Below are 25,138 nucleotides of genomic sequence, written 5' to 3' on the forward strand. Positions count from 1 at the left end.
GCCGTCAGGCCGCTACCGGGTACTTGCCGAGGATCACGCTCGCGTTGTTCCCGCCGAACGCCATGCCGTTGTTCTGCACCACGTTCAGGTCCGCGGCGATCGCCTCGTTCGGCACGCAGTCGATCGCGCACTCCGGGTCGGTCTCGACGTGGTTGATGGTCGGGAACACGAACCCGTTGCGGATGGCCAGCGCGCTGGCGATCGCGGCGAGCGCGCTGGCCGCGCCCATGGTGTGCCCGAGCATCGACTTCAGCGAGACCGTGCGCGGCGGCGCCGACCCGTACACGTCGTGGATGGCACCGCACTCGGTGACGTCGTTGGCCTTGGTCCCGGTGCCGTGCGCCGAGATCAGGTCCACCTGCGACGGATCGAGCCCCGCGTTGTCGAGCGCGAGCCGCATGCACTTCGCCACGCCGTCCTGGTTCGGCGCAACCTGGTGGTGCGCGTCGCAGTTGAGCCCGTAGCCGAGCACCTCGGCGTAGATCCGCGCGCCGCGGGCCTGCGCCGACTCGAGCGTCTCCAGCAGGAGCACGCCCGCGCCCTCGCCGTGCAGGATTCCCTTGCGGTCCTTGTCGAACGGGCGGCAGTTGTCCGGCGCGATCGTGCCGAGCCGGTAGAACCCGGTGAACGTCTTGCGGCAGATCGCGTCCGCGCCACCGCACAGCGCGAAGTCCACCTCGCCGCCCCGCACCACGTCGAAGCCGTAGCCGACCGCGTAGTTGCCCGCCGCGCACGCCGTGCCGATCGTCGTCGCCTCGACATCGACGAGCCCGAACTCCCGCGCGATCGCCAGCGACAACCGCGTCGCCGGGATCTTGCGCGCCGCGGTCGCGCTGACCGCGGCGCGCCCGGATTCGAGCTCGACGCCGACCATCTTGTCCAGCTCGTTCGACTCGCCGTCGGTGGTGCCGATCGACACCAGTCCCCGGCGCGAACGCAGCCAGTCGAGGTCGACACCGGCGTCGTTGATCGCCATCCGCGCGCCTGCCACGGCGAACTGCGTCGCCTTGCCGATCGTGTCGATCGGCACCTTCTCGATCCAGTCCTTCGGATCGAAGTCGGGCACCTCACACCCTCGTGCGAAGTCGAACCCGGTGGTGTCGAACGAAGTGATGTCCTTGGCCCCGCTGCGCCCTGCCAGCAGGCCGGCGGTGAACTCGGTCACCCCCATCCCGATACTGGACACGGCGCCGAGTCCGGTGAGGACCACCCGATGCGTCATCGCCACGTCACCAGCCCGCGTTCTCGGCCACGACCTCGTAGACACCGTTCAGCGTCACCATGCGCGGCAGCTCGGACTGCTCGATCGTCACCTTGAACTCCTTCTCCATCCCCGCGAGGATCTCGATCGCCAGCAGCGAGTCGGCCTCGTGGTCCTCGACGAAGTGGCTCGTCTCGGTCATTTCGTCCTCCTCGATCTCGAGGATGTCGCAGACGATCTCCTTGATCCTGGCGATCTTCGACGCGGTCTCGACGGTCATGGGTAGCTCCTGTTCTCCGTTGGTTACTTCAGGTTCTTCGCGATGAGGCTCGCGGGACGGAGGTCCCGCCAGTTCTCCTCGACGTAGGCGAGGCACGCCGCGCGCGAATCCGGTCCGTGCGCGGCCGCCCAGCCATCCGGCAGCTCCGCGAACGCGGGCCACAGCGCGTGCTGTCCTTCGGCGTTGACGACGACGTGGAACGTGCCCGTTTCGTCGTCGAAGGGATTGGTCACCGGTTGCTCCTCTCCTCCGTGTCCTCCTGCTGGGCCAACTGCCGTTCGAGTGCCGTGCCGATCTGCCGCAGCACTTCGCCGTCGGTCATCCCCTCGTGCGTCGACACCACCTCGTGGCACTCGATCGTGCCGTCCACATAGGACTTCCACTGGCCCGCGGACTGGTTGCCGACCTCCTCGGCCGCGACGAAGTGGACCATCGTGCCGCGGAAGACGCCGGGGGTGAACTCGACCTGCAGCGCGAGGTTGTTGCGCCAGGCGGCGAAACAGCGCTTCAGCTGTTCGACGCTGAGATCGGCCATCGGGGTGTCGGTCCCGCGCAGCAACGCGGCAAGGCCGTCGAAGTCGGGCCCCCGCACCGCGGGCTCGTCGCCGCGCAGACCGAAGAACCGCAGCGCGGTCGCCGCCAGCGACTCGTCGTCGATCAGCTCGCTCTCGTCGCCGCCGGGGGCGCTGTCCAGGCTGGCGAGCAGCGCGACCTCCTCCCCCTGCGCCTGCAGCTGGCAGGCGATCTCGTGTGCCACGACACCGCCGAGCGACCAGCCGAGCAGGTGGTACGGGCCGTGCGGGCGCACCACCCTGATCTGGGCCAGGTAGTCCGCCGCCATCTCGCGGACGTCAGCGGGCAGCGGGACGTCCTCGACGATCCCCCTCGCCTGCAGTCCGTAGATCGGCCGGTCCACCAGCGAGCTCGACAGCCCGAGGTAGGACCAGCTGATGCAGCCGGCCGGGTGGACGCAGAACACCGGTGCCCTGCCGCCCTCGCGCCGCAGCGGCAGCAGCACATCGAACGGCGTGCCGTCCCCGAGGCGATCGACCCTGCTCGCCAGCCTCGCGACCGTCGGGTGGTCGAAGAGGTCCTTGATCGTCAGCCGCACGTCGAGCGCGACCCTGATCCGGCTCACCAGCCTGCTCGCCAGCAGCGAATGCCCGCCGCGATCGAAGAAGCTCTCGTCGACACCCAGTTCCGCGGTGCCGAGCACGTCGGTGAACAGCTCGTGCAGCAGGCGCTCCCTCGGCGTGCTCGGCTCGCGCCCGGCGACCACCACCACGTCCCGAACGTCCGGTGTGGACGGACGGGTTTCCCGCCAGCGCGGGAACCTGCGCTCCCACACCTCGTCCGGCGCGGCGACCCCGAGCGCGGGGGCGTCCGGGTCGGCCAGCACGCCGGCGAGCAGGCGCTGGAAGCCGGAAACCAGGGACAGCACGGACTCCCGGTCGAACACCTCGGCGCTGTAACCGATGTTCGCGTCCAGCCCGTCGCCGGTTTCGACGAACTCGCAGTGCAGGTCGAACTGCGCCGCGCCGGTGTCCACCGGCCACGCGTCCACGGCGAGGCCGGGGAACTCCGCGTGGGCGTCCCGGTTGTTCTGCAGCACCAGCATCACCTGGAACAGCGGGTGCCGCGCCTGGCTCCGCGGCGGGTTGAGCGCCTCCACCAGGCTCTCGAACGGCACGTCCTGGTGTTCCTGCGCGGCGAGGTCGGTCTCCCTGACCCTGGCCAGCAGCGCGCGGAAGGACGGGTCGCCGCTCAGGTCGGTCCGCAGCACGAGGGTGTTGATGAAGAACCCGATCAGATCGTCCAGCGCGTCGTCGGTCCGGCCCGCCACCGGGGTGCCGAGCGGGATGTCCGTGCCACCGCCGTGCGCGGCCAGCGTGGCCGCGAGCGCGGCGTGCAGGACCATGAACGCGGTGGTGCCGGTCGACTTCGCCAGTTCCTCGATACCCGCGCGCTGCTCGGCCCCGATCGCGCAGGTGACCATGCCACCGGCGTAGGTGGGCTCCGCGGGGCGCGGGTGGTCGTGCGGCAGCGGCAGCTCGTCGGGCAGCTCCGCCAGCGCGCCGCGCCAGTGGCCGATCTGCTTCGCCAGCAGGCTTTCCCGATCGTCCGCGTCGCCGAGCAGCTCGCGCTGCCAGAGGCTGTAGTCCGCGTACTGCACGGGAAGCGGAGTCCACTCCGGACCGGCGCCGTGCAGGCGCGCGGTGTAGGCCCGTGCCAGGTCCGCGGCCAGCGGCCCCGCCGACCACCCGTCGGTGGCGATGTGGTGCACCGCGAGCAGCAGCACGTGCTCGTCCTCGCCGAGCGCGAACAACGTCGCGCGCAGCGGCGGGTCGACCGTCACGTCGAACCCGGCGCGCACCTCCTCCGCGAGCGCACCGTCCAATTCGGACGCCGGTGTGGCCACAACGGACAGTCCGGTGAACGCCTCGTCCACGCCGAGGATCCGCTGCCGTCCCTCGCCGTCGGACTCGGGGTAGACGGTCCGCAGCACCTCGTGCCGGCCGAGCAGGTCCCGGATCCCGGACGCCAGCGCGTCGGTGTCCAGCTCGCCGCGCAGCCGCACCGCGATCGGGATGGTGTAGGCCGCGTTCGGGCCCTCGAACTGGTTCAGGAACCACAGCCGCCGCTGCGCGTAGGACAGCGGAACGAGCTCGGGCCGCTCACCCGCGACCAGCGGCGGGCGCACCCGCGCGCCGTCGAGGCGTGCGGCGAGCCCCGCGATCGTCGGGTGGTCGAACACGTCGCGCACCGAGACCTCGGCACCCAGCTCGGTGCGGATGCGGCTGGCGAGCCGCGTCGCGAGCAGCGAGTGCCCGCCGTGGTCGAAGAACGCGTCGTCGGCACCCAGCTCGGCACCGTCGAGCACTTCGGCGAACAGCTTCCGCAGAGCCAGCTCGCGCGGGGTGGACGGCGCGCGGCCGGGTTCCACCGCGCTCGCCGACGGCGGCACCAGCGCCTTGCGGTCGACCTTTCCGTTGGGGGTCAACGGAAAGCGGTCGAGCCGGAGGTAGGCCGAGGGCAGCATGTAGGGCGGCACGAGCGAGCCGAGCCGGTCCTTGAGCTCGCCGTCCGAAAGCTCGCCGGTGAGCACGAGGTGCGCGGCGAGCCTGGCCCCCGAACCGTCGTCGTAGGGCTGCACCACGGCGTCCGCCACCTCGGGCAGGCTCCGCAGCGCGGCCTCGATCTCGCCGAGCTCGATCCGGTTGCCCCTGATCTTCACCTGGTCGTCCGCGCGGTGCAGGAAGGTGATCTGCCCGTCCGCGCCCCGCGTCACCACGTCACCGGTGCGGTACATCCGGGCACCGGAGGTCCCGGCGAACGGGTCGGGCAGGAACACGGCCGCGGTCTTGCCCGGCGCGCCGAGGTACCCGCGGCCGACACCGAGCCCGCCGACGTACAGCTCACCCGCGACACCGGAGGGCACCGGGCGGAGCCAGGCGTCCAGCACGTAGAGACCGGTGTTGCGCAGCGCGGTCCCGATCGGGGTGCGCGCCCCCGCCGGCGCCGCCTCGACCGTGGCGTGGGTGACGTCGTCGGAGCACTCCGTCGGGCCGTAGGCGTTCATCACCGGGATGCGCGGATGCCGTTCCAGCCAGCGCGCGCACGACTTCGGCGGCAGCGCCTCGCCGGTGACGACCAGCCAGCGCAGACCGGGGAACTCCGGTGCCGCCCGCTCGATGTCCCAGGTGTCGAGGGTGGCCGCCAGCAGGGACGGCACCACTTCGAGCACCGTGACGCCCTCGCCGGTCACCGTGTCGAACAGCGCGAGCGGATCGCGTGCCGTTTCACCGCTGACCACGTGCGCCCTGCCGCCCGCCACGATCGGCGCCAGCATCTGCCACACCGAGATGTCGAAGGTCACCGGCGCGTTGTGCACCACCACGTCCCGTTCGGTCAGGCCGAGGTCCTCGACCTTCGCGAGCAGGTGGTTGACCATCCCGCCCCGGTGCACCATGGCGCCCTTGGGCTTGCCGGTGGAACCGGAGGTGTAGAGCACGTACGCCAGGTCCAGGTCCGTGCCGGTGGCCGGGTTCCACTCCCCGGTGCGGGTCAGGTCCAGCTCCAGCACCCCGAGGTCGCCTGCCAGCTCGACGGCGAGCGCGCGGTGTCCGCCGTCCGCCAGCAGCAGGGCGGGTCCGGCTTCGTCGAGCAGCCCGCGCGTCCGTCCGGACGGGGCGGCGGCGTCGAGGGGCAGGTAGGCGCAGCCCGCGCCGAGCACCCCGAGCACCGCGGCGACGTAGCCGGTCCCGCGCTCGGCGAGCAGCGCGACGAGCGATCCGGGCTCGACGCGCTGGGCGCGCAGGCTTTCGGTGACCGAACCGGCCGCCGCGGCGAGCCCCGCGTAGTCCATGCGCCCGCGCTCGTCGGACACCGCGACCGCGGACGGCTGGGTCCTCGCCAGCTCGGCGACCCTGGCGACGACATCGGTGATCTCGTTCGGCCGCGCGGTGTCGCCCGGTGTCACGAGCGCGTTGCCCACCTCGTCGGAGCCGAGCACCAGCACCCGGCTCAGCGGCAGGTCCGGATCGGCGAGCGCCTGGTCCAGCAGCCGCACCAGCCCCGAGGCCAGCGACTCCACGGTCCGCCGGTCGAACAGGTCGACGCTGAACTTCACCAGCGACGCGATGCCGGCGCAGGTTCCGCCGTCCTGCTCCTCGATGAACTCGAAGTGCAGGTCGAGGTCCGCGATGTTGGTCCTGATCAGTTCGCTGGTCAGGACCAGCCCTGGCAGTTCGACGTCGGGGGCGTCGTTGTTGTGCACCGTGATCGCGACCTGGAACAACGGGTGGCGTGCCCGCGCACGCGCCGGGTTCAGCGCTTCCACCAGGCTTTCGAACGGCACGTCCTGGTTGCCGTACCCGGCGAGGTCGGTCTCCCGCAGCTGCGCGAGCAGGTGGCGGAAGGACGGGTTGCCGCTGAGATCGGCTCGCAGCACCAGCGTGTTGACGAAGAACCCGACGAGGTCTTCCACCGCGTCGTCGGTGCGCCCGGCCACCAGTGTCCCGAGCGGGACGTCCGTGCCCGCGCCGAACTGCGACAGGGTCGCGGCCAGCGCCGCCTGCAGCACCATGAACGCCGTGGTCCCGGTGTCCTTGGCGAACCGGTCGAGGCGCTCGTGCAGCCCGGCGTCGAGCCGGAAGTCCACGATGTCGCCGCGGTAGGTGGGCTCGACCGGCCGCGGCCGGTCCGCGGGCAGCGGAAGCTCGTCGGGCAGCCCCGCCAGCGCGGTGCGCCAGTACTCGGTCTGCTTCGCCACCAGGCTGCCGCTGTCCGCGATGTCACCGAGCAGCTTTCGCTGCCACAGCGCGAAGTCCGTGTACTGCACCGGAAGCGGCGCCCACTCCGGCGCGCCACCGTCGAGCCGGGCCTTGTAGGCGTCGGCGAGGTCGCGAGCCATCGGTGCCGTCGACCACCCGTCGCTGGCGATGTGGTGCACCAGGAGCAACAGCACGTGCTCGTCGGCGGAGACCTCGAACAGGGACGCCCGCAGCGGCGGGTCCACCGTCACGTCGAACCCGGTCATCGCGGCGGCACGCACGTCCTCGTCGAGGTGCGCGGCGTCCGTCTTCGTCACGGGCAGCTCGCCGACGACCTCGTCCACGTCGAGCACCTGCTGGCGGCCTTCGCCACCGGCGTCGGGGTAGACCGTTCGCAGCACCTCGTGCCTGCCGACGAGATCCCGTACCGCCGCACTCATCGCCGCCCGGTCGAGCGTGCCGGTCAGCCGCACCGCGATCGGGATGTTGTAGGCCGCGCCGGGCCCTTCGAACTGGTTCAGGAACCACAGCCGCCGCTGCGCGAACGACAGGGGCACCACCTCGGGCCGTTCACCCGCGACCAGCGCGGGGCGCACCCGGGCGCCGCCGAGCTTGGCCGCGAGCTTGGCGACCGTCTGGTTCTCGAACACGTCCCTGATCGTCACCGCGGTCTGCAGCGCCGACTGGACCCGCCCGATCAGCTTGCCAACGCGCAGGGAGTTGCCGCCGCACTTGAAGAAGTTGTCGTCGATGCCGATCCGGTCACGGCCGAGCACCTCGGCGAAGAGTCCGCAAAGGATTTCCTCGTGCTCGTTGCGGGGCTCCTGCGGACGGGGTGAGCCGTCCCATTCCTCTTCGGCGTCCTCGGCGGCGGTGGCTTCGGCCGCCACCACGGGCACGACCCGTTCGAACACCTCCGGCTCGCCGTACCGGCTCCACCGGCCCTGCCTGCCGGTGGCGATCATGGCCGAACCCGCCTTGCCGAACGGGTTCGGCACCAGCAGCCCGGACCCACTGGCCTCGTCGGTCAGCTTGATCCGGTCGGCGGCGACGAACCACTGGCCGGTCACCCCCGGCGGGACGAGCGCCATGTGCTCGTCGAGGAGGTACACCTTCGGCCGCGACGGCGGCGTCACGGGCAGGCCGTCGAGCATCGCGGGCACCGCGACCGCGCGCCTGCTCCACTCGCGCAGGATCGTGTCGCGTTCGCCCGCGCCGAGCACGTCCAGCTGCGACAGCGGCGTGGCCGGATCGGCCATCGCCGACTCCAGCAGGCACACCAGCCGGTCGCCGAGGCGCAGCATCGTGTCCTCGTAGAACAGGTCGGTGCTGTACTCGATGCTGCCGTCGATCCCGTCGGGACGTCCCTCGTCGAAGTCCTCGACGAAGTTGAACGCGATGTCGAACTTGGCCGTGCCGTTGGTCGCGAGTTCGAAGTGGCCGCTGAGGCCCGCCATTTCGATGACCGGCTTTTCGTTGTTCTGGAAGGCGATGATGACCTGGAACGGCGTCTTCGTGCCCGCCGAGCGCACCGGGTTCAGGATCTCGAGGATCCGTTCGAACGGCACGTCCTGGTGCCCGTACGCGGCAAGGTCGGTCTCGCGCACGCGGTCGAGCAGATCGGCGAACGCGGGGTCGCCGGAGAGGTCCGACCGCAGCAGCACCGTGTTGATGAACAGGCCGACCAGCGGGTCGAGCAGCGGGTCCATCCGGCCCGCGATCGGACTGCCGAGCGGGATGTCCGTGCTCCCGCCGAGCTTGCCGAGCAGCACGCACAGCGCGGCCTGCACCACCATGAACGGGGTCGCGCCGCGGCTGTTCGCCAGCTCCACGATCTTCTCGTGCAGTTCGGCGCCGATCGGGAAGTACACCGTGTCGCCGTGGTAGGTCCTCGTCGACGGCCGCGGCCGGTCGAGCGGAAGGTTCAGATCGGTGTTGATCCCGGTCAGCTCCGCGCTCCAGTAGGCGAGCTGCTCCGCGATCACACTGTCCTCATCGGACGGATCGCCGAGGAACTGCTCCTGCCACAGCGCGTAGTCGATGTACTGGACCTCCAGCGGCGCCCAGTCCGGCGCGGTGCCGCGCAGCCGGGCGTTGTAGGCGGTGTTCATGTCCGACGCCAGCGCCGCCACCGACCAGCCGTCCGTGGAGATGTGGTGCACCACGACCAGCAGCACGTGGTCGTCCTCGCCGAGCGCGAGCAGGGTCGGGCGCACCGGGATCTCGGCGGACAGGTCGAAGGCGTAGGCGGCCGCGTCCAGTACCGCGTCCTCCAGCTCGTCCTCGTCGATCTCGACGACCTCCATCGGAGGCTGCGCCGCGACCCCCTCCAGCACCACCTGGTACGGCTCGCCGTCGTCGTGGCGGAACACCGTCCGCAGCGTTTCGTGCCGGTCGATCAGGTCCCAGAACGCCCGCTCCAGCGCCACCCGGTCCAGCTTTCCGGTCAGCCTCGCCATCGACGGCACGTTGTAGGTGCCGCTCGGGCCTTCGAGCTTGTCGAGGAACCACATCCGGTACTGCCCCGGGGACAGCGGGATCCGTTCCGGGCGGACACCGCGCGCCAGCACGGGGCGTTCGTGGACCGGGCCGACGAGCAGTGCGGCCAGGTCGCCCGCCCGCGGCGAGCTGAACAGGTCCCGCAGCGTCAGTTCGATCCCGGTCGCCTGCCGCAGCCTGCTCAGCACCCTCGTGCCGAGCAGCGAGTGACCGCCGAGTTCGAAGAACCCGTCGTCCACGCCGACCTGCTCGACGCCGAGCACCTCCGCGTAGACGGCGGTGACCAGTTCCTCGCTGCCGGTCGCCGGAGCGCGGTAGTCCGTCGCGGCGTCCAGCTCGGGGGTGGGCAGCGCCTTGTGGTCGACCTTCCCGTTCGGGGTCAACGGCAGTTCGGGCAGCTTCACGAACGCCGAGGGCACCAGGTAGGCGGGCAGCCTCCGCTCGGTGCCGGCACGCCAGTCCTCCGGCTCGCCCTCACCGGCGAGGTAGGCCACGAGCCGTTTCTGGCCAGCCGAGTCGGTACCGACCACGACCACCGCGTCGGCGACACCGGGCAGGGTCCGCAGCATCACCTCGACCTCGGCGACCTCGATCCGGTGCCCGCGGATCTTGACCTGGCGGTCGCGCCGCTCCAGGAACTCGAGCTGGCCGTCCTCGCGGTACCGCACGACGTCACCGGTGCGGTACATCCGCGCACCGGCGCGCTGGAACGGGTCCGGCAGGAAGGTCACCGCGGTGCGGGCGGCGTCGGCGAGGTATCCCCTGCCGACCCCGGCACCCGCGACGTACAGCTCGCCGGGAACGCCGACCGGCACCGGCCGCAGCCCGTCACCGAGCACGTAGAGCCGCGTGTTGCGGACCGCGTGCCCGATCGGGACCCGCGGCCCTTCGAGCCCGCCCGACGGCGTGATCACCGCGTGCGTCACGTCGTCCGCGCATTCGGTGGGGCCGTAGGCGTTCACCATCGGGATCGCCCCGAACCGCTCGAACCAGCGCACGCACAGGTCAGGCGGCAGCGCCTCGCCGGTCACCACCAGGCTCCGCAGCAACGCGAGTTCCGGGACCTTGCCGCCGTCGTCCCACACGTCCAGTGCCGCGCGCAGCAGCGACGGCACGACCTCGAGGATCGTGACGCCCTCGGACTCGGTGACCCCGAACAGCGCCGACGGGTCGCTCGCGGTATCCCGGTCGACGACCCGCACGGTTCCGCCCAGCAGCAGCGCGTCCATCATCTGCCACACCGAGATGTCGAACGACAGCGGCGCGTTCTGCACGATCCGGTCCTCGCCGGACAGGTCGAGGTCGTCGATCTTGGCGCGCAGGTGGTTGACCATCCCGCCGTGCGTGACCATGGCCCCCTTCGGCCTGCCGGTCGACCCCGACGTGAAGATCACGTAGGCGAGGTCGTCCTCGGTCACCACGACCGGATCCAGCCCGGCACCGCGTTCGCCGTGCGCGGGGATGGCGTACACGGCGTGCTCGCCGTCCAGCTCCCTGCCGCCGCGCTCGTACGGGGCGCCCGCGAGCACCACGGCCGCGCCGCTTTCGGTGAGTACCTGGCTCTGGCGGGCGATCGGCGCCTGCGGATCGAGCGGCACGTAGGCACCGCCCGCCGCCCAAACGCCCAGCACGGCCGCGATGAACCCGGCGCCGCGGTCGTCGAGGACCGCCACCATCTCGCCCTTCGCGAGCCCGGCGCCGGCGAGCTGCCGGGTCACCGCCGCCGCGCGGGCGCACAGCTCGGCATAGCTGGTCTCGCCGTCGGAATCGACCACCGCGACGGCGTCCGGGCGCGCGTCCGCGATCCGCTGCACCGTCGTGGCGACGTCGGTGAAGTCCTGCGACCGCTCGGTGTCCAGCCACTTCCCGAGCACCAGCGCGCGCTCGTCGCCGTCGACGAGATCGATCGTGCCGACCGGGGCCGACGGCGCGCACGAGCCCAGTTCGACCAGGAACCCGCGCAGGCGCCGCACCAGCCGGTCGAGCGCTTCTTCGTCGTAGAGCCGCGGGTTGCCGTCGAAGAGGATCTTGAGGCCGCCGTCCTCCAGGTCGTGCACCGTGATCGACAGGTCGTCGTTGGGCGCCGTGGAGAGGTTGCGGGACCGCACCGTGCACGGGCCGAACTTCAGCTCCTCGATGAACGAGGCGACGTTCAGCTCCGGGCCGAACGGCCGGGTGTCGTCGCGGCCGAGGCCCATCTGCTCGCGCACCCGCTGCCCGCGGCGGCGCTGGTGGCGCAACGTCCTGCTGACCTCCTTGCCCACATAGGACACCAGCTCCCCACGGGTCATCCCCGGGTGGACCGCCAGCGGCAGCGGCAGGACGTTCGCGCGCATGCCGGGGATCGCGCGCATCGCGGGCGTGGTGCGCGCGGTGACCGGCATGGAGACCATGACCTCGGCGGTGCCCGCCATCCGCTGCAGGTAGGCGGCCGTCGCGGCAATCACGAACGTCGGCCACGCCGCCCGCTCCTCCCACGCGACCGCGCGGAGGCGTTCGGTCGTCGCGGCGTCCACCACCGCGCCGGTGCGGAAGAAGCTCTCCGCCGGCACGATCTCCGTGCCGGCCAGCGTCGTGAGCTGCGGCGTCTCGGGGAATCGCGCCGCCCAGAAGTCCCTGTCCTTCTCCGCCTGCTTCGACTCCAGATAGGACGCTTCGTCGGCGAGCAGGTCCGCCAGCGGGGGGAAGGCGCCTTCGCCGGGGTCGCCACCGGTGACCATAGCCGTGTAGATCGCGCCGACCCTGCGCGCGAAAAGGGCCTCGCTGAACCCGTCCCACAGCACGTGGTGCGCGCGCATGAAGAAGGAGGCCGACTCGTCCGCGGTACGGAGCAGCGCCATCGTGTACAACGGCGGCGCCGACAGGTTCGCGGCGGTGCGCAGATCCGCGCGCATCCACTCGTCCGCCGCGGCCGCCGGATCGGCTTCACCGCGGAGGTCGACGATCCGCAACGGCGGCTCCGCCAGCGGTTCGACGATCTGCCGGATCTCGTCACCGTCGGTCTCGAACCGGACCCGGAGGCACTCGGCCTCGGTCACCGCCTGCGTGACCGCGGCCGAGAACACCTCCATCCGCAACGGCCCGGTGATCTCGTGGCACTCCGCGATGTTCCAGATCGGGTTGCCCTCGTCGAGCAACTGCGCGTACCAGACCTCGAGCTGTGCCGCCGACAGCGGCAACGACTCCGGGCTATTCTCCGACATGCTGGCCTTCTCCCAGGGATGTGCGACGTCAGTAGGTGGCGTTCAGCTCGGACAGTGGCTCGGGCAGCGGGGCGGGGCCTTCTCGGTAGGCCGCCTCCGGCCAGTACGCCTCGTCCACCCATTCGTCGTTGTAGACGGTCTCGAGGTACCGCTCGCCGAGGTCCGGCGCGATCGCCACGGCGGTGAGCGAATCGCCCGGCGCGTTGCCGGCGAGCCAGGACAGCGCGCCGCTGAGGACCGTGCCGGTGGACCCGCCGAACAGGAACCCGCGTGCGGCGAGTTCGCGGCAGCGCCGCACCGCGTCCGGCTCGGACACGTGCACCACCTCGTCCACAAAGGACTCGTCGAGGATGGCGGGGCGCACGCTCGTGCCGAGACCGGGGATCAGCCGCCTGCCGGGGGCGCAGCCGAAGGTGACCGACCCGATCACGTCCACCGCGACGATCCGCGTGGTGCGCCCGGAGTCGCGGAAGTACCGCGCGCACCCCATCAGCGTTCCGGTGGTGCCCGCCCCGACGAACAGCACGTCGAGATCGGGGAACTGGGCGGCCACCGACGGCGCGGTGTGCAGGTAGTGCGCCATCCAGTTGTCCGGGTTGCGGTACTGGTTCAGCCACACGAACCGGCTGTCGGCCGCGCACAGCGCCCGCACGTGGGAAATCCTCGCGCCGAGAAAACCACCGTCCGCGGCGGGCTCGGTGATCACGTGCACCTGCGCCCCGAACGCTTCCATCATGTGGCGGGTCGCGTCGTTGCACCTGGCGTCGGTGACGCACACGAACCCGTACCCCCGGTCGGCCGCGATCATGCTCAGCGCCACGCCGAGGTTGCCCGACGACGACTCCACCAGGGTGGCGCCCGGCCGCAGCACCCCGCGCCGCTCCGCGCTCGAAATCATTTCCGCGGCGGCCTTCAGCTTCACCGAACCGGAGAAGTTGAACCCTTCGCACTTGAGGTAGAGCGACCGCCCGAACGCCGTCCGGAGATCGACGTAAAGACTCTCTTCGTTGTATTCCTGAGGAGCCGAAATGATAGGCACGCACAATCCCCTATCCGCGTGTGGCACCGATTTTTACTTGTCGGCCTTGCGATGCCGATCCGTCTCGTGGAAGAAGTCAGGGACAACCGACAGCGCGCCGGACTCGCCCAATTCGTCGTAAACGTGTTTCGCGACCGCGAGGTCCAGCACGCCTAGCCCGAACGGCGAAAACACCAGCGGCCGGTCCCTCGGCAGGTCGACCCTGCCTTCGAGCACATCGAAAAGGGTGCCGGAAAGGAAGCCCCGGTCACCGGTGAGCTGTTCGGCCAGATGCGGCGAGGTGTCCGCCTTCAGGCAGTGGTCGACGTCGTCGACGATGTTCGTCGAAATGAGGATGATCTCCGGCGCCAGGTCGCGCAGCGACACGTTCAGCACCAGGGGGTCGTGCCGGAACCAGTCGACGTCGTGGATGTGCGGCGTACCGGCGACCGTCGCGAGCACCACGAGGTCACTGCCCCTGATCAGGCTCTCCGCGTCGGGGTGCACCGTGATCGTGCCGGTCGTGCCCGCGCCGTCGAGGTAGTCGCGGAACCCGTCGGCCGACTCGGCGTTCAGGTCGTGCACCCCGATCTCGTCGAACTCCCACCCGGTCCGCGCGAGGTAGGTGTGCAGGTACCGCGCGATCAGCCCGGTGCCGAGGAAGCCGACCCGCCGAGGGCGGTCGTGGCCACGGGTCAGCGCCGCCGCGGCCAACGCCGCCGACGCGGCCGTCCGCGCGGCACTGATCACCGAGCTCTCCAGGCAGGCGATCGGGTAACCCGTGTCGTGGTCGTTCAGGATCAACACGGCCGAGGCCCTCGGCACGCCGTTCGCGACGTTGCCGGGGAAGCTCGAAATCCACTTCACCCCGTCGACGCTGTTGTCGCCGCCGACCGAGGCCGGCAGGGCGATGATGCGCGAGGCCGGCCGGTCCGGGAATCGGAGGAAATACGACGGCGGGTTCACCGTGTCACCCTCACCGTGCAACCGGTATGCGGATTCGACGATATCAACGACCTTTTTCTCGTTACCGTCCAGCACGCCGAATACCTGACGTCCCGAGATCACCGAGAAGGGCGGTATTCCATTTCGTTCCGGCATCCGATGCTCCCTGTCCGCCAGCCGGTTGTGTTCCGAAAGTTCTGTTACAGTCGTCGTTCGCCGTGCACACTGGTGCGTTCCGAACGAAGTACGGCAACGCTATCCCGCCCGCCACTGGCATAAGGCCACCTCTACTGGCTCGCGGCCAACGGGGCCACTGCTGGAATGTGGCCACGCGAGGTGTTCTCGGACGGCGCCCGCGCACGGGAAAGGGGTGGCAGGTGACCGCGGCGATCGAAACCGAAGGCCTTCGGAAAAGCTACGGGAAGAACCAGGCGCTGCGCGGGGTCGATCTGCACGTGCCGGCGGGCACCGTGCTCGGCGTGCTCGGCCGGAACGGGGCCGGCAAGACCACGACCGTCCGGATCCTGTCGACCCTGCTCACCCCGGACGCCGGACGCGCCACCGTGACGGGGCTCGACGTCGTGCGGGACCAGGCGCGGGTACGGCGCCGCATCGGGCTCGCCGGCCAGTACGCGGCCGTCGACGAGGACCTCACCGGACGCGAAAACCTCGTGCTGCTGGGAAAACTGCTGCACCTCGGCCGCCGGACCGCGAAAGCGCGCGCCGTCGAGCTGCTGACCCAGTTCGATCTCACCGACGCCGCGGACCGCCAGGCCAGGACGTACTCGGGCGGGATGCGGCGCAGGCTCGACCTCGCCAGCTGCCTCATCTCGCGCCCGCCGGTCATCTTCCTCGACGAACCGACCACCGGCCTCGACCCGTCCAGCCGGTCCGCGCTGTGGGCGGCGATCCGCGCCGAGGCCGCCGCGGGCGCCACGGTTCTGCTCACCACCCAGTACCTCGAAGAGGCCGACAAGCTCGCGGACCGGATCGTGGTCATCGACGGCGGCAAGGTGGTCGCCGAAGGCAGCCCCGACGAGCTGAAGCGCACCGTCGGCGGCGAATGGCTCGAGATCGTCGTCGCGGACCATTGCCGTGCCGGGCAGGCGCGGGAAATCCTTGCCGCGGAAGGCGGTGACGCGGTCGCGGCCGAAGCCGAGGGCGCCCGCGTCCGCGCACCGGTCCCCGGCGGCGTCGGCGGTATCGGCAGGGTGGCCGCGCGGCTCGACGCCGCCGGGATCGCGGTACTCGACTTCGCACTGCGGCGACCGTCGCTCGACGACGTGTTCTTCGCGATCACCGCCTCCGGCGCCGAAGCAACCATGACATCGAACAGTTCGACATCGAATGGTTCGCCGCCACACACTGCGACACCGAAGACTGCGACACCGAACACTGTGACATCGAACGGAAGGGAGTTCGTGGCGTGACGACGCTCGGCGATATCGCGGCACTGGCGGGACGGCGCATCACGGCGATGTGGCGCTCGCCCGCGAAGGTGATCGGCGTGCTCATGATGCCGATCAGCATGGTGCTCGTGCTCGGCTACCTCTTCGAGGGCTCCATCGCGCTGCCCGACGGATTCCGCTACGTCGACTACCTGACTGCGGGCGTCGCGGTGCAGGTCGGGCTCGCGTGCGTGGCCACCAGCGCACTCGGCATCGCCGACGACCTCCGCGGCGGCCTCGCCGACCGGTTCCGCTCGCTGCCGATCCGGCGCTCCGCCGTCCTGTTCGGACACACCCTCTCCGAACTCACGCTCGTCGCCGTCGGCATCGCCGCGACCAGCGGGATCGCCGCGCTCCTCGGCTGGCGCATCCACGCCTCGCCGCTGTCCGCGATCGCCGGGTTCGCACTGCTGCTGCTGTTCTCCTACGGCATGCTGTGGGTCGGTGTCCTGATCGGACTGTGCGTCCGCGGCACCGAGGCGATCAGCTCCACCGCGGCGATGATCATGGTGCTCGGGTCGTTCGTGTCGAACGCGTTCGTACCGCTGCGCGGCCTGCCGGACTGGCTCGCGACCGTCTCGGCGTGGAACCCGGTCAGCTCGGTGGTGGCGGCCTGCCGCACGCTCTGGGGCAACCCCACCGTGGTCACCGGCACCGGTTTCGCGGAACAGCACGCCACCCTCATCGCGGTGGGCGTTCTCGCGCTGGTGCTGGTCGTGACGGTCACCACGAGCAGCCGCGTGTACCGTCGCGCCGTCGCGGGCTGAGCGCCCCGCGACGGCGCCGTCGCAGTCACGGCGCCCGGTGCTGCTGCGGCACTTTCGGGGGCCAGGCGTCCGGGGTCAGCAGGCCGAGCACATAGCACCGCGACACCAGTTCGGCCCGGTTCTTCACCTTCAGCTTCCGCAGCATCCGGTGGATGTGGTACTCCACGCCCTGCCTGCTGAGGTAGAGCTTCCTGGCCATCTCCGCGGTGGTCGTGCCCTCCGCGATCCCCTGCAGGATGCGCGCGTCGAGATCGGTGAGCCTGCCGCCCGCCGCACCACCGTCGGCGCTGGGCCGCCTGCCGCGATGGGGCAGGCACAGCAGGAGCACCGCCGCCTTGCCCTCGGCGTTCTCCGGGAGCGCCGTCGCGACGACGGTCACCGGTGCCGCCGCGGTCCCGGAAACGAGCTGGTGGAACTGGTCGCGGAACACGCGGTCCTTTCGCCGCGCGAGCCGGATCAGCCGTTGTTCCACGCGCTGGGCGACGTAAGGATGCAGCAGTGCGGGAAAGGTCGACCACCGCACCTCGGCCGACGAGCGGCCGACCAGTGCGAGCAGTTCCGGGTTGGCGTCGAGCACGCGCAGTTCGCGGTCCAAGATCGCGAGGGACACACCGGAATTCTCGAAGAACGACGAGAAGATGTGCTCGTACTCACGGGTCAACCCATAGGCGAAATCGACACTGTTCAGTGGTCGATCGGCCACGGCGAGGCCGTGGGGAGCCATCGGAGCAATAGTCATCGGTAGCCTCTGTTCATCATCACGGAAAAGAGTTGCCGGTAATTCCGCTCCACACGGAATCACCGATGCTGGATCACGATGGTTGCCGAGTCACGATGTTTCGGTATCGCGAGTGCCGGATCACTTCCGACGACCATGACTCTATGGAGTCGGTTTTTCACGGTCAACACGACCAGGTGAACCCGCTCTAATCCCGTGGTGCGCGACCGCACTGTTCGGTAGGCCCGCCGACCGAACGGTTCGGTTCGGTCGGCACCCCCCGAACACGCCGGTGCCGCACCCTGGGGAGGGTGCGGCACCGGCGTTTCGAAGGCGATCGGGTTACATCGGGTTACGCGGTGAGCCTCAGGAAGGCATCACGGAGCGTGTTCAACTGGTTCGCCACATGGGGCAACCTCACGGGGTCGGGATCCCGCAGCGCCGCCCATCGCTCGGCCGGGGTCCCGCCGTACAACATGCTGGTCGCGGCGCGGAAGCGCAGGCATCCCGGCACGTCACCGAGGTGGTGGCCGCCGAGCACGGCCACGCCGAGCCGCTCGATCAGGAACTCCTGCAATGATGCCGAATCCGTAACCGACTTCGCGGCCAGCACCGCCCTCACCGGCTCGAAGTCCGGGTACACGTAGAAGCCGCCGGTCGGCTTGCGGCAGACCGCACCGGCCTCGGTGACGATGGTGTGCACGGCCGCCGCGACCGAACCATGCAAGCGCGCACTGGCGCTCAGATGAGCGACGACCTCGTCGGGCTCGGACAGCGCGTGGACGGCCACCTCCTGCATCGGGCCGGCCAGCGTCGACCAGATCTCGCTGCCGACGCCCAGCACCCGCGCCCGCAGCCATCGTCCCTTTTCGGTGTCCGGGAACCGCGCGAAACCGATCCTCCAGCCCCCCAGCGCCAGGCTCTTGCTCAGCCCGGAGGTGACCACCGTCCGGTCCGGGACGAACTCGGCCGGGCTCGTCACGGCGGCGCCGTCCTCGTGGAGGATGTCCCGGTAGATCTCGTCCGAGATGATCAGCAGGTCCTCTTCCTCCGCGATCTCGCACAGCCGGCGCACCACCGCGCGCGACGGGTACGTGCCCGTCGGGTTGTCCGGCAGCGTGAGCAGCAGGATCCGGGGATCTCCGCCTGCCGCCCGGTGCGCGCGGATGGCCTCGGGCAGCCGGTCCGGATCCGGTACGCCACCGCTCTCCGCGGGGATCGGCACCTCCAGGACGCCGCGTCCCGCGAGCCGCGCCTGCGGCTCGTAGGTCACCCAGCACGGCTTCGGCAGGATCACCGATCCCTCGAGCGCGGCCATCAACGCGAACAAGATCGGCTTGCTCCCGGGCGCGAGCACCGTCTGCGCCGCGTAGGTCGCCAGCCCGCGGCGGGTGAAGTAGCCGGCCGCGGCCGCCCTGACGTCCTCGGCTCCGGCGATGGGGCCGTAGGCGTTCCGCTGCGCGCCCGCACTCAAACGAGCAGTGAGGAAATCGGGAACCGGGAGCTGCGACTCACCGAACCCCAGATGAACGAGCGACCGCCCCTCGCTCCGCAGCCGGTTCACCGCCTCGTCGAGCGCCAGGTTGGGCGAGGTCGCGAACACCGCGGTCACCGGTCCTCCTTCGTCTCCAGCTGGGAGCGCACCGCGCCGAGGATGTCGGGCGGGGTGCCCGGCAGCAGGTCCAGCTCGTCGAGCCACGCCGCGTCACGGTCGTGGCGGGCGAAGAACGGACGGCCGGTGAGCGCGGGCTCCCTGCCCTGCAGGAACCTGAGCTGGAGCAGGCTTTCGCCGCCGATCTCGGCCGTGCCGTCCACGATCACCTTCCCCGGCGTCGCCGACATCACCGGGCCGCGGATCGTCCTCGCCAGGCCGGGGAGCTGCCGGTAGGCCGCCGCGAACAGCTCGTACGCGCGGGACAGCGGGACCTTGAAGTAGTCGTGCGGGCCGGTGTCGCGCGCGACGAACAGGTAGTACGGCACCGCGCCCGCGGTGAACTCCCCCGCCCACAGCTCCGCGAGCGCGTCCGCGTCGTCGTTGACGTGCGCGATCAACGGGGACTGGCAGTACATCCGCGCGCCCGTCGACAGGATCCGCTGGATCGCCTGCTGCGCGATGTCGGTGGAAAGCTCGCGAGCGTGGCTGTAGTGCGCCATCACCGCGAGCGTCCGCCCGGAGTCGACGACCTGCTGGTACAGCCGGAGCGTGTCGTCGGCGTCCGCGTCGGTGACGAAGCGCTGCGGCCAGTAGGCGACGGACTTCGTGCCGATCCTGATGGTGCGGACGGTGTCGACGGCCAGCAACGGCTCGAGGTGCACGCGCAGGCGTTCGGCCGACATCACCATCGGGTCCCCGCCGGTCACCAGCACATCGGTGACCTCGGGGTGGGCGTGGAGGTAGCGGACCAGTTCGTCGGCCTCCTTCACCGCGAACCGCAGGTCCTGGTCGCCGACGAACTGCGCCCACCGGAAGCAGTAGGTGCAGTAGGTGTGGCAGGTCTGGCCCTGCTGCGGGAAGTACAGCACCGTCTGCCGGTACTTGTGCTGGAGGCCGCGCAGGTTCTCGCCGTCGAGGCTCGGCACGTTCAGTTCGAGCTGCCCGGACGGATGCGGGTTCAGGCTCTGCCGGATCCGCTTCACCACGGCGGGCAGTTCGGCGCGACGGCCGGGGCCGGTCGCCACCTTCGCCAGCGCGTGCTCGTCGGCCTTCGACAACATCCCGTCCTGCGGGAACACCAGCTGGAAGATCGGGTCTTCCGGCACGCGCGTCCAGTCGATGAGCTCGGAAAGCACGTACTCGTTCACCCGGAACGGCAACACGAGCGAAAAGAGCCGGATGGTCTCCGCCAGTTCCTCCGGCACCGGGAAGCGCCGCAGGATCTCGTCGAGCTTGCTCGGCCCGTACGCCTCGAACCTGCTGCCGATCGGGGTTGGATGCGTTAACAGCTTCACGGGCTTGTTTCCCTTTCCTGCGACTAGCACGCGGGTGAGCCCACTGCACGGATTTGACAATTGATTGGTTCGTCCGCGACGCTACTTCGCACGCGCATGGCAGAATGCTCGAAACATCGGTGCGCCCAAAAAACCCGCCCGAACGCGCGCGGAAATGTCTGGCACCAGGCAACAGGACGCGGCGATAGTTTCGCGACTACTTCCGTTGCGAAAGGGTGAATCCGGTGAGCATGAAGGTTTATTGCTGTCCGTTCGCGGGTGCGGGCGCGTCGGTCTACCGGGAGTGGTCGCCGCCACCGGAGTCCGGCGTCGAACTCCACCCGGTGCAGTTCCCCGGCCGCGAGGAGCTGTTCGACCTCGCCCCGCTCGACACCGTCCCGGAACTGGTCACGCACTCGCTGGCGCAGATCCGCGAGACCGCCGAGCCAGGCGAGGAACTGGCGGTGTTCGGGCACAGCTCCGGGGCCGTGGTGGCCTTCGAGCTGGCCAGGACGATCGCCGCCAGCGGTGAGTTCCGCGTCGCGCACCTGATCGTCAGCGGTGCCCCCGATCCGGTGACTCCGCTCGACCTCGGCCTGCGCGGCCTCTCCGACGACGAGTTCGTCCGCTCCGTGGAGAAGATCGCGGGGTTCAGCCATCCCGCGCTCGCCCAGCCGGAGCTGCGCGTGATCCTGCTGCCGCCGCTGCGCGCCGACATGCTCGCCCGCGACGACTACGTGGCACCGCGCGACGCCGTCGTGCCCGTCCCGATCACCGCGATCCGCGGCGAGCGCGACCAGCTCGTCTCGCCGGAATCCCTTGCCGCCTGGAAGAACCGCACTGCGGCGGGTTGCACCGTCACCGAACTGCCCGGCGAGCACATGTACTTCCTGCCCGACGCTTCGGGCCTGCTCGGGCTCATCGCCGAGACGATCGGCCGCACCGTGACGGAGGCGGCCCGGTGACTTCCTACGAGCAGCCGGCGTGGGCCACGTTCGGACCGCTCGACGGGCGGGGCGGCACGACCACGCTCACCGCACCGGCCGGTGGCGCCGGCACCGCGACGCTGATCGCCGCCGTCGCCGCGGTGCTCGCCCGCTACACCGGCGACGTCCCGCGCATCGCGCTGCACGACGACGGCTGGCAGGCGTGGAGCGTGCCGGTCGACGAAACCCGCACCCGCGCCGAGTACGCGGCGGCAGCCCGCACGAACGCGAGCCAGGTGACCGAGCCCGGCGCGCCGTCGCCCGCGGTCGCCGTCGGGCCGGAGCCGTCGGAGTTCCCGATCACCCTGTATGTCCACAATGGACAGGATCGGCTCGTCTGCCGGTACCGGAACGACCTCGTCGACCCCACCGCCGCCCGCTGGTTCCTGCACTGCGTCGGCACCGCGCTCACCGCGTTTTCGGCACACGGTGCCGACCCCGTCGGCACCATCGACCTCATCGCGGGCCCGCACCCGGCACCGGTGCTGCCCGGCGACGGTGAGCCCGTCCGGCTCGACGGCGACCACACCCTGCACGAACTCGTCGGCGCACAGGTGCGGAAACGGCCGGACGCGATCGCGGTGACCGGCGACCGCTACGCGCTGACCTACCGCGAACTCGACGAGACCGCCAATGCGATCGCCGCGAAGCTCATCGCGCTCGGCGCCCGACGCGGTTCCCGGGTGGGGCTCACCTTCGGCCGGTCGCCGGTGCTCATCGCGGCCATCCTCGCCGTGCTCAAGACCGGCGCGGCCTACGTGCCGCTGGTACCGGGGAACCCGGTCGCCCGCCTGCGCCAGATCGCCGAGGATGCCGACGTCACCCTGCTGGCGAGCGACTCCACCGAACTCGGCGAACTGGGCCTGCCGACCCTGCTGCTCGACGAGACCGCACTGCGGGACAGGGCGGAGCCCGTCACCCCCGCCGGAGCGGCTGACGACGAGGCGTACCTGATCTACACCTCCGGGTCCACCGGCAAGCCGAAGGGGGTCGTGGTCGCCCACCGCCAGGTGTGCGCGCTGCTGGATTCCGCGCGGCGGTACGGATTCGGGTTCGGCGGTGACGACGTGTGGGCACTGTTCCACACCTACTCGTGGGACTTCTCGGTGTGGGAGATCTTCGGCTGCCTCGCCACCGGCGGACGGCTGGTGATCGTGCCCGAAACCACCGCGCGCGATGCCTCAGCGCTGCGGGAGCTGCTCGCGGACGAGGCCGTCACGGTGCTGAACCAGACGCCGTCGGTGTTCACCCAGCTCGCCGAAGTCGACGCCGGGCAGCCGAACCGGCTTCCGGTGCGGCTGCTGATGTTCAGCGGTGAACCGCTGGACATGGCCCTGATGTCCCGGTGGCTGCGGCGCTACCCGAGCGAGCAGTGCCAGGTGGTGAACATGTACGGGATCACCGAGACGACGGTGGCCTGCACATGGCAGCCGGTGACGAGCGAGAGCGCCGCCGTGGCCAGCAGGTCGGTCGGGCACGCGATCCCCGGCTGGCAGGTGGACGTCGTCGACGAGCGCGACCGGCGGGTGCCGCCGGGCGTCCCGGGCGAGATCCTGCTCGGCGGCGCCGGGATCGTCGACGGGTACCACCGCCGCCCCGAGCTCACCGCGGCCAAGTTCCTCCTCGCCCGCGACGGCAAGCCGGGAAACCGGTGGTACCGCACCGGCGACCGCGGCCGGGTGCTGCCGGACGGCGAGCTGGAGTACCTCGGCAGGGCCGACGACCAGGTGAAGATCCGGGGCCACCGGGTGGAACTCGGCGAGATCCGCGAACGGCTGCTGGCCGATCCCGCCGTCACGGCCGCCGCGGTGGTGGCGGGTACCCGCGGCAGCGGCGCGGGTACCGAGGTGCTGCACGCCTACGTGGTCGGCAAGGACATCGACGTGGCGGCGCTCGGCGCGAGCGCGCGCGAGCACCTGCCCGAATACATGGTGCCCGCGACGATCACCGAACTGCCCGAACTCCCGGTCACCCAGAACGGGAAACTGGACGTCGCGCGCCTTCCGGATCCGGTCGGGCCCGCCGAACTCCGGCTGCGCCACGACGACGGTGAGCAGCCGAGCGACCTCGAACACCGGATGGGCGCGCTCTGGGCGGAAACCCTCGGCGTCCCCGTGTCGCTCGACGACGACCTCTTCCTGGTCGGCGGGAACTCGTTGCTGGCGTTCACCATCGTGACCAGGGTCAGGGAGGCCGGGATCGGCGAAGTGTCCGTTGTGGACCTCTACCGGACGCGAACGGTCCGGCGGTTCAGCGAACTGCTCGACCGCGATCCGGCCACCGAAGAACGGCAGCACGCGGCCAGCCGCTGATACCGCACCGACCGCGCGCGAAACCGCCCGCAACCCGGATCCCCCGGCGTTGCGGGCGGTTTCGCTCGATCCTCGGCAACGCCCGCCCACGACTACTCGTGCTGATGGCGGCACTGGCGCTCGTCACCTCGAGCAGCCTGGCCCGTTCGGAAACCCCGCCGTCTCGGGCTCCGCTGCGCTCGAAAAGGCCGCCGGGTGACGACCGGGATGTCAGGCCTGCCAGTGGTGCACGATCGGGGTGTCCGCGGTGAACCGCGGCCACGCGAGGTTCTCGCCGTCCGGCTGTCCACTGTGGACGAAGTCGAGCCAGGAAGCGCGGAGCCGCACGCCGAGGTCCCGCGTCCGCGCCTCGTCGGCACCGGCCAGCATCGGGGCCTGCGCCCAGCTCCGCTCGTCGCCGAAGAGGAAGGGCAGCTCGATGCAGTGGCAAGCACCGAACGGGGATCCTTCCGGGGCGTAGCCGAACCGGTAGGCCCACACCCTCGCACCAGCCCGGCTCAGGTCGAACGCGAGCGCGCGGCTGGCTCGTTCGAACACCATCACACCGGCGGCCCGCGTCGCCGCGTCCGCCAGTGCGGGGCCCAGGAACGGCACGCGGCGCACGCCGCGGAAGACCGGGTTCGTGGTGTGGAACGCCGCCGCCTCCTTCGCGGTGGTACCGATGACGACGTCGAGATCGTCGGCCGCGGCGAGCGCGGTGCGCTGCCAGTCCTTCCAGGCTGGCAGCACGCCGGTCCCGCTGACCGGCATGAACGGCGGGGCGATGGCCAGCCCGAGCCTGCCCCCGGAGGCCACGGCCACTCGCCGTTGCGCGTCGAGGATTTCGGGTACCGCCGCCGTTCGGGGATCGTCACCTAGGAACGCCAGGAAACGCTCGGCCGACCGCTTGGCCTTCCGCCCGTCGCCGAGCCCGAGGCCGAGCGGCACGCTCTGCAGAATCGCGCGCCGGAACAACCGTCGCGCCTCCGGAACGCCGAGCAGGCAGGCCACCGAGTGCGCACCGGCCGACTGACCGGCCACGGTCACCGCCGACGGGTCGCCACCGAACGCGGCGATGTTGTCCTTGACCCACCGCAGGGCGGCGATCTGGTCGCGCAGGCCGAGATTGCCCTCCGACACTCCTGGCGCACGGAGGTACCCGAGCGCGCCGAGGCGGTAGTTGACGCTGACCACCACGATGTCGCCCTGGTTCGCCAGCCGGTGCCCGCCGTACCAGTCCCACGACCCGGCGCCGGTCACGAAGGCGCCGCCGTGGAACCACACCAGCACCGGGCGCGTGCCGTCGACGCCGGGTGTGGTGATGGTCAGGTTCAGGCAGTCTTCGCCGTGGACCGACTCCTCCGGCGCGCCCATCACGGCTTCGAGCCGCGACGGCAGCTGCGGCGCGATCGGGCCGTCGGCCGTCGCATCGCGGACGCCGGTCCAGGGTTCCACCGGCTGAGGACGTTCGAACCGCGCGCTCTCCGCGTAGCGCACACCCCGGAAGACGACCAGGTCGTGCTCGGCACGTCCCCGTAGTTCACCGGCCGTGGTCTTCGCCGTCACCGTCATGGCGCCCCG

The 25,138-nt window shown here is 70.7% G+C and carries 14 protein-coding genes; 4 read left to right on the top strand and 10 right to left on the bottom strand.

Going from position 1 to position 25,138, the window contains the following annotated elements; translation table 11 throughout:
* Positions 1–4 precede the first annotated feature (4 nt).
* From ABD256_RS01280 to sbnB, 6 genes are read right to left on the bottom strand one after another with little or no spacing between them, the layout of a single operon-like run.
* Positions 5–1,222, bottom strand: a complete 1,218-nt coding sequence (locus ABD256_RS01280) for a beta-ketoacyl-[acyl-carrier-protein] synthase family protein (protein WP_344412389.1) — start codon at positions 1,220–1,222, stop codon at positions 5–7.
* A gap of 7 nt (positions 1,223–1,229) precedes the next feature.
* Positions 1,230–1,481 carry an acyl carrier protein gene (locus ABD256_RS01285; RefSeq protein WP_344412391.1) on the bottom strand — a complete coding sequence of 84 codons (252 nt, stop codon included), beginning with the start codon at positions 1,479–1,481 and terminating at the stop codon, positions 1,230–1,232.
* A 23-nt stretch (positions 1,482–1,504) separates the two neighbouring features.
* Positions 1,505–1,714, bottom strand: coding sequence for an MbtH family protein (locus ABD256_RS01290; RefSeq protein WP_344412393.1), 210 nt, complete (start codon positions 1,712–1,714; stop codon positions 1,505–1,507).
* Positions 1,711–12,456 carry an amino acid adenylation domain-containing protein gene (locus ABD256_RS01295; RefSeq protein WP_344412395.1) on the bottom strand — a complete coding sequence of 3,582 codons (10,746 nt, stop codon included), beginning with the start codon at positions 12,454–12,456 and terminating at the stop codon, positions 1,711–1,713. The genes ABD256_RS01290 and ABD256_RS01295 overlap by 4 nt, the downstream gene beginning before the upstream one ends.
* Positions 12,457–12,484: 28 nt before the next feature.
* Positions 12,485–13,495: a 2,3-diaminopropionate biosynthesis protein SbnA gene (sbnA, locus tag ABD256_RS01300; RefSeq protein WP_344412397.1), complete on the bottom strand. Its 1,011-nt coding sequence runs from the start codon at positions 13,493–13,495 to the stop codon at positions 12,485–12,487.
* A 33-nt stretch (positions 13,496–13,528) separates the two neighbouring features.
* Complete coding sequence (gene sbnB / locus ABD256_RS01305; RefSeq protein ID WP_344412399.1) at positions 13,529–14,575, bottom strand: 2,3-diaminopropionate biosynthesis protein SbnB; 1,047 nt, start codon at positions 14,573–14,575, stop codon at positions 13,529–13,531.
* Between the two features lie 221 nt (positions 14,576–14,796).
* Here sbnB and ABD256_RS01310 point away from each other — a divergent pair, with 221 nt between their 5' ends.
* The gene (locus ABD256_RS01310; protein WP_344412401.1) at positions 14,797–15,849 is read left to right on the top strand and encodes an ATP-binding cassette domain-containing protein; all 1,053 of its coding nucleotides are present in this window, start codon (positions 14,797–14,799) and stop codon (positions 15,847–15,849) included.
* The gene (locus tag ABD256_RS01315) at positions 15,846–16,634 is read left to right on the top strand and encodes an ABC transporter permease (protein ID WP_344412403.1); all 789 of its coding nucleotides are present in this window, start codon (positions 15,846–15,848) and stop codon (positions 16,632–16,634) included. The genes ABD256_RS01310 and ABD256_RS01315 overlap by 4 nt, the downstream gene beginning before the upstream one ends.
* A 25-nt stretch (positions 16,635–16,659) precedes the next feature.
* Here ABD256_RS01315 and ABD256_RS01320 read toward each other — a convergent pair whose 3' ends face one another.
* The 3 genes from ABD256_RS01320 to ABD256_RS01330 all read right to left on the bottom strand — a co-directional run bounded on the left by ABD256_RS01320 (position 16,660) and on the right by ABD256_RS01330 (position 20,301).
* Positions 16,660–17,358 carry a helix-turn-helix transcriptional regulator gene (locus ABD256_RS01320; protein WP_344412405.1) on the bottom strand — a complete coding sequence of 233 codons (699 nt, stop codon included), beginning with the start codon at positions 17,356–17,358 and terminating at the stop codon, positions 16,660–16,662.
* A 346-nt stretch (positions 17,359–17,704) separates the two neighbouring features.
* Positions 17,705–18,964 carry a pyridoxal phosphate-dependent aminotransferase gene (locus tag ABD256_RS01325; protein WP_344412407.1) on the bottom strand — a complete coding sequence of 420 codons (1,260 nt, stop codon included), beginning with the start codon at positions 18,962–18,964 and terminating at the stop codon, positions 17,705–17,707.
* Positions 18,961–20,301: a KamA family radical SAM protein gene (locus ABD256_RS01330; protein WP_344412409.1), complete on the bottom strand. Its 1,341-nt coding sequence runs from the start codon at positions 20,299–20,301 to the stop codon at positions 18,961–18,963. Before ABD256_RS01330 ends, ABD256_RS01325 begins: the two co-directional genes overlap by 4 nt.
* Before the next feature lie 230 nt (positions 20,302–20,531).
* Here ABD256_RS01330 and ABD256_RS01335 point away from each other — a divergent pair, with 230 nt between their 5' ends.
* Together ABD256_RS01335 and ABD256_RS01340 are read left to right on the top strand one after the other, a co-directional pair.
* On the top strand, positions 20,532–21,245 hold the full coding sequence (locus ABD256_RS01335; RefSeq protein WP_344412668.1) for a thioesterase II family protein: 714 nt from the start codon (positions 20,532–20,534) through the stop codon (positions 21,243–21,245).
* Complete coding sequence (locus ABD256_RS01340; RefSeq protein ID WP_344412411.1) at positions 21,242–23,578, top strand: non-ribosomal peptide synthetase; 2,337 nt, start codon at positions 21,242–21,244, stop codon at positions 23,576–23,578. The genes ABD256_RS01335 and ABD256_RS01340 overlap by 4 nt, the downstream gene beginning before the upstream one ends.
* Positions 23,579–23,788: 210 nt before the next feature.
* Here ABD256_RS01340 and ABD256_RS01345 read toward each other — a convergent pair whose 3' ends face one another.
* On the bottom strand, positions 23,789–25,129 hold the full coding sequence (locus ABD256_RS01345) for a carboxylesterase/lipase family protein (protein WP_344412413.1): 1,341 nt from the start codon (positions 25,127–25,129) through the stop codon (positions 23,789–23,791).
* Positions 25,130–25,138 lie beyond the last annotated feature (9 nt).

Source organism: Amycolatopsis minnesotensis, from assembly GCF_039529815.1.
Taxonomy (GTDB): domain Bacteria; phylum Actinomycetota; class Actinomycetes; order Mycobacteriales; family Pseudonocardiaceae; genus Amycolatopsis; species Amycolatopsis minnesotensis.

What these genes read in the sequence shown, in the direction of transcription:
- ABD256_RS01295 (WP_344412395.1), bottom strand. Translation starts at nt 12,456, where the DNA reads ATGTCGGAGAATAGCCCGGAGTCGTTGCCGCTGTCGGCGGCACAGCTC.
- ABD256_RS01345 (WP_344412413.1), bottom strand. Translation starts at nt 25,129, where the DNA reads ATGACGGTGACGGCGAAGACCACGGCCGGTGAACTACGGGGACGTGCC.
- ABD256_RS01335 (WP_344412668.1), top strand. Translation starts at nt 20,532, where the DNA reads ATGAAGGTTTATTGCTGTCCGTTCGCGGGTGCGGGCGCGTCGGTCTAC.
- ABD256_RS01285 (WP_344412391.1), bottom strand. Translation starts at nt 1,481, where the DNA reads ATGACCGTCGAGACCGCGTCGAAGATCGCCAGGATCAAGGAGATCGTC.
- ABD256_RS01320 (WP_344412405.1), bottom strand. Translation starts at nt 17,358, where the DNA reads ATGGCTCCCCACGGCCTCGCCGTGGCCGATCGACCACTGAACAGTGTC.
- sbnB (WP_344412399.1), bottom strand. Translation starts at nt 14,575, where the DNA reads ATGCCGGAACGAAATGGAATACCGCCCTTCTCGGTGATCTCGGGACGT.
- ABD256_RS01280 (WP_344412389.1), bottom strand. Translation starts at nt 1,222, where the DNA reads ATGACGCATCGGGTGGTCCTCACCGGACTCGGCGCCGTGTCCAGTATC.